Origin of the sequence: Pseudonocardia sp. SID8383, from assembly GCF_009864975.1 — a bacterium.
GTDB lineage: Bacteria > Actinomycetota > Actinomycetes > Mycobacteriales > Pseudonocardiaceae > Pseudonocardia > Pseudonocardia alni.
The window spans coordinates 1-6321 of the sequence record NZ_WWFY01000920.1; the positions used below are offsets into that span (position 1 = coordinate 1).

A 6321-nucleotide genomic window follows, 5' to 3' on the forward strand; every position below is an offset into this window, starting at 1 on the left:
TGCGCCGGGCCAGGTCCGGTGGCGGGTCCCCGCGCTCGGCGGTGTCGGCCAGCAGCGGCCAGCGGTCCGGGTGGCCGACGAGGTGGTCGCCCAGCGCCGTCGACGACCCCAGAGTCGCCAACAGCCGCCCCCGCAGCCCGCGGTCGGTCCGCAGCGCGCGGTCGATCGCGGGCCACGGAGCGGTCTGCGCCAGCCGCTCGACCGCCCGCAGGGCGAGGGACTGGTCGGGGCTGCGGGCCAGCGCCCACATGATCTCCTCGCAGCCGGGCGCCGGCCCGTCGGTCGCCCACCAGCCCAGACCGCGCAGGGTCGTGGCCGCGTCCTCACCGGTGAGGCCGAGCCGGGCGAGCGAGGTCCCCGTGCGACGGTCCATGACCGGTGATCCTGCCCCATCGCGGGCCGCCCTTCCCTCAGGGGCGTCCAGCGGTCAGGCTCGGGCCATGCACGTCGTGATCGTCGGTGGGGGTATCGGAGGACTGACCGCGGCACTGGCCCTCGAGCGGGCCGGGATCGGGTCCACCGTCCTGGAGCAGGGGTCCGGCGCGGGCGAGCTCGGTGTCGGATTCAACCTGCTGCCGCACGCCGTGCGGGTGCTCGACGGGCTCGGACTGTCCGCGGAGCTGGCCGACGTCGGCATCGCGACCACCGACCTCACCTACGCCCACCGGCTCGGGCAGCCGATCCTGCGCAGACCCTGCGGGGTGGCGGCCGGCTTCGCGTTCCCGCAGGTCGCCGGGCACCGCGGACGGGTGCACCGGATGCTCACCGAGGCCGTGCGCGCACGGCTGGGCCCCGACGCGATCCGCACCCGGCACCGGTTCGCCGGCGTCGAGCACTCCGACGGGGGTGTCCGGGTCCGCTTCGACGACGACGCCCTGCCGGAGGCGACCGGCGACGTGCTGGTCGGCGCGGACGGGATCCACTCCGCCGTGCGGGCGGGCCTGTTCCCGGGCGAGGGACCGCCGCACTGGAACGGGGTGTCGATGTGGCGCGGCGCGACGGACTGGCCGGCGTTCCGCGGGGGCCGCTCGATGGTCGTCGCGGGCGGGAACGCCGCCAAGCTGGTGGTCTATCCGGTCGGCGCCGGCAGCGCGCCGGGGACGGTCCTCACGAACTGGGCGGTGTGCATCGCGACCGGCGCCGACGGCGACCCCGCCCCGCAGCGCCAGGACTGGTCACGGCCCGCCGACCGCGACGAGACCCTCGCCCACGCCCGCCGCTTCCACCTCGACGACGTCGACCACCTCGCGCTGGTCGCCGCGACACCGGAGATCTTCGAGTTCCCGATGTGCGACCGGGACCCGCTGCCCCGCTGGTCGCACGGGCGGGTCACCCTGCTCGGCGACGCCGCGCACCCGATGGTCCCGATGGGCTCCAACGGCGCCGGGCAGGCGATCCTCGACGCCGAGTCGCTCGCCCGCCACCTGGCCGCGGGCGGCGCCCCGGCGGCGGCGCTGGCCGCCTACGAGGCCGAACGGCTGCCGATGACCGCCGACGTCGTGCTCCGCAACCGCGTGGGCGGCCCGGAACGGGTCATCGACGAGGTCGAGCGCCGCGCCCCCGACGGCTTCGACGACCTCGACGCGGTGATCACCGGCGAGGAGCTCGAGGAGATCTTCGCCGGCTACCACCGCGCGTCGGGCAACACCCGCTAGTCGGCGCCGGGGACGCTGCCCGGCGGCAGGAAGTCGACGTCGTGCAACGCCGACTGCCGCACGACCTCGGCCGGGTCGGTCAGATCGTGCAGCCGGTCGAACAGCGACGCCAGCCGCCCGGCCGGGCTGACCCAGAACAGCGCGCGGGCGTTGCCCTGCTCCTTGTTGTAGTAGGCGTGCGGCAGGCCCTTGGGCATGAGGACGGTGTCGCCCGGCCCGGCCTTCTCCCACTGCCCGTCCAGGTAGAGCGTGAACACGCCGTCGAGGACGTGGATGTGCTCGTCCTGGGTCAGGTGCACGTGCGGCGGGACACCCGTGCCGGGCGGGTCGAGGGTCTCGAAGGCGAAGCTGGTCTCGCTGACCGCCTTCGCCCAGTAGGTGTGGCCCAGCACGTTCCACACCCGCTGGTACTGGCCCTCACCGGCCCGCGTGATGCCCTTCGGCAGCGGGCCTAGGATGATCTCGTCCGAGAAGTCGGTCACAGCACGGGAAGATACGTCGCGAGCTCGTGCGGCGTCACGTTCCGGCGGTAGGCGTCCCACTCGGCCCGCTTGTTCCGCAGGAAGAAGTCGAACACGTGCTCGCCGAGGTACTCGGCGACGAGCTCGCTCTTCTCCATGACGTCGAGGGCCTCGGTGAGGTTCTGCGGGAGCAGCTCGTAGCCCAGCGCCCGGCGCTCGGTGTCGGTCAGGGCCCACACGTCGTCCTCGGTGGGCGGGGGCAGCTCGTAGCCCTTCTGGATGCCGGTGAGGCCGGCACCCAGGATGACCGCGTAGGCGAGGTAGGGGTTGCACGCGGAGTCCAGCGTGCGGACCTCCACCCGCCGCGACGACGACTTGCCCGGCGAGTACATCGGGACCCGGACCAGCGCGGAGCGGTTCGCGTGGCCCCAGGACACCGCGGTCGGGGCCTCGCCGCCGGTGATGAGGCGCTTGTAGGAGTTGACCCACTGGTTGGTGACCGCGGTGATCTCCCGGGCGTGCTTGAGCACGCCGGCGACGAACGCCTTGCCGGTCGCGGACAGCTCGTAGGGGTCGTCCGGGTCGTGGAAGGCGTTGTGGTCGCCCTCGAACAGCGAGAAGTGCGTGTGCATGGCCGAGCCGGGGTGCTCGGAGAACGGCTTGGGCATGAACGAGGCCCGCACGCCCTGGGTGAGCGCGACCTCCTTCACGACGTAGCGGAACGTCATGAGGTTGTCGGCCATGGTCAGGGCGTCGGCGTAGCGCAGGTCGATCTCCTGCTGGCCGGGGCCGCCCTCGTGGTGGGAGAACTCCACCGAGATCCCCATCGACTCCAGCGTCTCGATGGTGTTGCGCCGGAAGTGCGGGGCGACGTCGTGGCTCGCCTGGTCGAAGTAGCCGCCGGAGTCCGCCGGGACGGGCCGGGTGCCGTCGCCGGGCAGGTCGCGCAGGAGGTAGAACTCGATCTCCGGGTGCACGTAGCAGGTGAACCCGGCCTCGCCCGCCTTGTTCAGTGCGCGGGTCAGCACGTGCCGCGGGTCGGCCCAGGACGGCGACCCGTCGGGCATGGCGATGTCGCAGAACATCCGCGCCGAGTAGTGCTCGCCCGAGGCGGTCTCCCAGGGCAACACCTGGAACGTCGACGGGTCGGGCTTGGCGACCATGTCGGACTCGTAGACGCGGGCGAAGCCCTCGATGGCCGAGCCGTCGAAGCCGATGCCCTCGGCGAAGGCGCCCTCCAGCTCGGCCGGGGCCACCGCCACCGACTTGAGGTATCCGAGCACGTCCGTGAACCAGAGACGGACGAAACGGATGTCGCGTTCCTCGAGCGTGCGGAGCACGAACTCCTGCTGGCGGTCCATGCGGCGGAGCCTAGGAACCCCGTGTTACGCGGACGTTACCGGGGTGTGCGGGCGACCCGGTCGTGGTCGCCCGCACACCCCCGACGACGGCCCTCAGCTCGGCGCGAGCGTGCACTCCGCGCCCTGCGGCGGGAGCGTGAGGTTCACCAGATAGTCGATCGCGAGCGTGTCGGTGCACGCGTCACCCTGCAGCGACGCGGTGTGCTGGTTGCCGTTGACCGTGATCAGGCTGCCGTTCAGCTGCTGGGCCAGGTCGACCCCGGCCTGGTACGGCGTGGCCGGGTCACCGGTGACCGACACCACGACGACCGGCGGGAGCCCGTCGACCTGGGGCGTGTGCGGCTCGCTGGTGGGCGGGACCGGCCAGAACGCGCACGCGTCGCGGGCACCGACCGGGCCGCGGCCGGTGGAGCGGAACGGGGCGGCCTCGTCGGCCCGCGTCGCCAGCTCCAGGGCCTCCGACGGCTCCTTCAGCGCCGGCTGGTTCACACAGCTGATCGACTGGAAGGCCTGCAGCATGTTCGAGTAGCGGCCCTGGTCGTCGCGCTCGTGGTAGAGGTCGGCCAGGCGCATCAGCAGGTCGCCGTTGCCGTTCGCGACCTGCGAGATCCCCTGCTGCAGCGCAGGCCACAGCTGGGAGACGTAGAGCGCCTGGCTGACGCCGGTCTGGGCGTCGGAGAAGCTCAGGACGCGCCCGTCGCTGACCTTCGCGGGCGTGTCGATCAGTGGCCGCATCACCGTCTGGAACGCCTGGGTCGCCGTCGCCGGGTCGGTGCCCAGCGGACAGCCGGGGCGGCTGGTGCAGTCCTCGGCGAAGTTGTCGAACGCGAGCTGGAACCCGGCGTTCTGCTTGACCGTGGAGTCGATGGTCGACTGCGTCGGGTCGATCGCGCCGTCGAGCAGCAGCGCGCGGACGTTCTGCGGGAACGCCTCGGCGTAGGCGGTGCCGAGCTCGGTGCCGTAGGAGAAGCCGGCGTAGGTCATCTTCTGGTCGCCGACGGCGGCCCGCATGACGTCCATGTCCTTCGCGACGTCACGGGTGCCGACGTTCGCCAGCACGTCGGCCCCGGTGCGCTGGGTGCAGCGCTCGGCGAACTGACGGCTGTCGGCCTCGGCGGCGGCGACCCCGGCGGGCGAGGGGTCGGCGAAGACCTTGGTGCGCTCCTCGTCGTTCTCGGCGTCGGTGAGGCACTGGATCCGCGGCCGGCTGGCGCCGGTGCCGCGCGGGTCGAACCCGACCAGGTCGAACCGGTCCCCCAGGCCGTTGGTGGCCCAGGTGGCGGCCTGGCGCGCGACGAACGAGGTGCCCGAGGCGCCGGGGCCGCCCGGGTCGGCGAACAGCGAGCCGATCTTGGCGCCGGTCGCCTTCTTGCGCAGCAGCGCGATCTGCATCGTCTTCCCGTCGCCGGGCCGGGCGTAGTCCTGCGGGACGGTCACCCGGGTGCAGTCGAACTGCGGGTCGGCGTAGGTCTGCGCGTCGTCCGCGGTGGGGGCGTAGTCGTTGCAGGGGCCCCACTGCAGCTGCTGGTCGTAGAACTGCGCCAGCTCCGGCGGGTTCTGCGCGGCCTGCGGCTGGTCACCGGTGCCCGCGTCGGCACACGCGCCGACCAGGACGAGGGTCGCCGCGCCGAGCACGGCGAGCGCGGCCGGACGCGTCCGCCGGCGGGCCGGGGCCGGTGTCTCTCGTCGGTGGGCACGTCGTCGCAACAGCCGAGGGAGCATGACCGTGAGCATGCCACCGACCCCCGACGGTGACCGGTCGCGGGTCACGGCCCGGGTGAGGGTGCCCACACCACGGGGCGGTCCGGGCCCGTGCGCTGCCACCCTGGCGTCCGCCATCGACGGCGAACCCGGGGACCCCCGACCAGCGTGGGCCTCGAGGACGGAAGGAGCTCACCGGTGAGCACACAGGAGAGCGGAGAGGTGGCGGCCCCGTACCGGGCGCCCGCGACCCCGCCGAAGCGGACCCGCGTCCACCACCTGCTGCAGTGGAAGCAGGAGGGCCGACGCTGGCCCATGCTGACCGCCTACGACGTCTACTCCGCCGAGATCTTCGACGACGCCGGTATCCCGGTGCTGCTCGTCGGCGACTCCGCGGGCAACAACGTGTTCGGCCACGACAACACCATCCCGGTCACGGTCGACGACCTGGTCCCGCTGACCCGGGCCGTGGTGCGCGGCTCCCGCAGCGCGCTCGTCGTCGCCGACCTGCCGTTCGGCAGCTACCAGATCTCCCCCGCGCAGGCGCAGGAGACGGCGTTCCGGTTCATGAAGGAGGGTGGGGCGCACGCGGTCAAGCTCGAGGGCGGTGCGCGCTTCGCGCCGCAGGTCGAGGCGCTCACCGCGTCCGGCGTGCCGGTGATGGGCCACCTCGGGTTCACCCCGCAGAGCGAGCACGCGCTGGGCGGGTTCCGCATCCAGGGCCGCGGCGACGCCGCCGACCGGCTCGTCGAGGACGCGCTGGCCGTGCAGGAGGCGGGCGCGTTCGCCGTCGTGCTGGAGATGGTGCCCGCCGACGTCGCCAAGCGGGTGACCGGGGAGCTGCGCATCCCGACCGTCGGCATCGGCGCCGGGCCCGACTGCGACGCCCAGGTCCTCGTCTGGTCGGACATGGCCGGGATGAACCGCGGGAAGGTGCCGCGCTTCGTCAAGAAGTACGCGGAGCTCGGCTCGGCCCTGCACGACGCGGCGGCCGCGTTCGCCGCCGACGTGGCGCACGGCGAGTACCCCGCCGAGGAGCACAGCTACCGCTGAGCCGGGCCGGGCCCCGGCGCGCGTCGCCGGGGCCCGGTCGGCCGGGTGGGACCGGTTCAGCCTGCGCCGTGCGTCGTCGGGTGCCCCAGC

At 73.3% G+C, this 6321-nt stretch carries 5 protein-coding genes and 1 pseudogene; 2 read left to right on the forward strand and 4 right to left on the reverse strand.

Annotated features, from left to right (window positions below):
• Positions 1 to 373: pseudogene (locus GTW08_RS22075) on the reverse strand (bifunctional [glutamine synthetase] adenylyltransferase/[glutamine synthetase]-adenylyl-L-tyrosine phosphorylase); the annotation flags it as partial.
• Between the two features lie 67 nt (positions 374 to 440).
• On the opposite strand from GTW08_RS22075, the gene GTW08_RS22080 reads away from it, so the two are divergent.
• Positions 441 to 1655 carry an FAD-dependent monooxygenase gene (locus tag GTW08_RS22080; protein WP_073574177.1) on the forward strand — a complete coding sequence of 405 codons (1215 nt, stop codon included), beginning with the start codon at positions 441 to 443 and terminating at the stop codon, positions 1653 to 1655.
• Here GTW08_RS22080 and GTW08_RS22085 read toward each other — a convergent pair.
• The 3 genes from GTW08_RS22085 to GTW08_RS22095 all read right to left on the reverse strand — a co-directional run bounded on the left by GTW08_RS22085 (position 1652) and on the right by GTW08_RS22095 (position 5199).
• Positions 1652 to 2137, reverse strand: a complete 486-nt coding sequence (locus GTW08_RS22085; RefSeq protein WP_208622936.1) for a cupin domain-containing protein — start codon at positions 2135 to 2137, stop codon at positions 1652 to 1654. The genes GTW08_RS22080 and GTW08_RS22085 overlap by 4 nt on opposite strands.
• Positions 2134 to 3477, reverse strand: coding sequence for a type I glutamate--ammonia ligase (gene glnA / locus GTW08_RS22090; RefSeq protein WP_073574178.1), 1344 nt, complete (start codon positions 3475 to 3477; stop codon positions 2134 to 2136). Before glnA ends, GTW08_RS22085 begins: the two co-directional genes overlap by 4 nt.
• A gap of 93 nt (positions 3478 to 3570) precedes the next feature.
• Complete coding sequence (locus GTW08_RS22095) at positions 3571 to 5199, reverse strand: alpha/beta hydrolase (protein ID WP_083658099.1); 1629 nt, start codon at positions 5197 to 5199, stop codon at positions 3571 to 3573.
• Between the two features lie 177 nt (positions 5200 to 5376).
• On the opposite strand from GTW08_RS22095, the gene panB reads away from it, so the two are divergent.
• Entirely contained in the window at positions 5377 to 6231 is an 855-nt protein-coding gene (gene panB, locus GTW08_RS22100; RefSeq protein ID WP_073574179.1) for a 3-methyl-2-oxobutanoate hydroxymethyltransferase, read from the forward strand.
• Positions 6232 to 6321 lie beyond the last annotated feature (90 nt).

Excerpts from the sequence above, each read along its gene's own strand:
- GTW08_RS22080 (WP_073574177.1), top strand. The coding sequence starts at position 441 with ATGCACGTCGTGATCGTCGGTGGGGGTATCGGAGGACTGACCGCGGCA.
- GTW08_RS22095 (WP_083658099.1), bottom strand. The coding sequence starts at position 5,199 with ATGCTCCCTCGGCTGTTGCGACGACGTGCCCACCGACGAGAGACACCG.
- glnA (WP_073574178.1), bottom strand. The coding sequence starts at position 3,477 with ATGGACCGCCAGCAGGAGTTCGTGCTCCGCACGCTCGAGGAACGCGAC.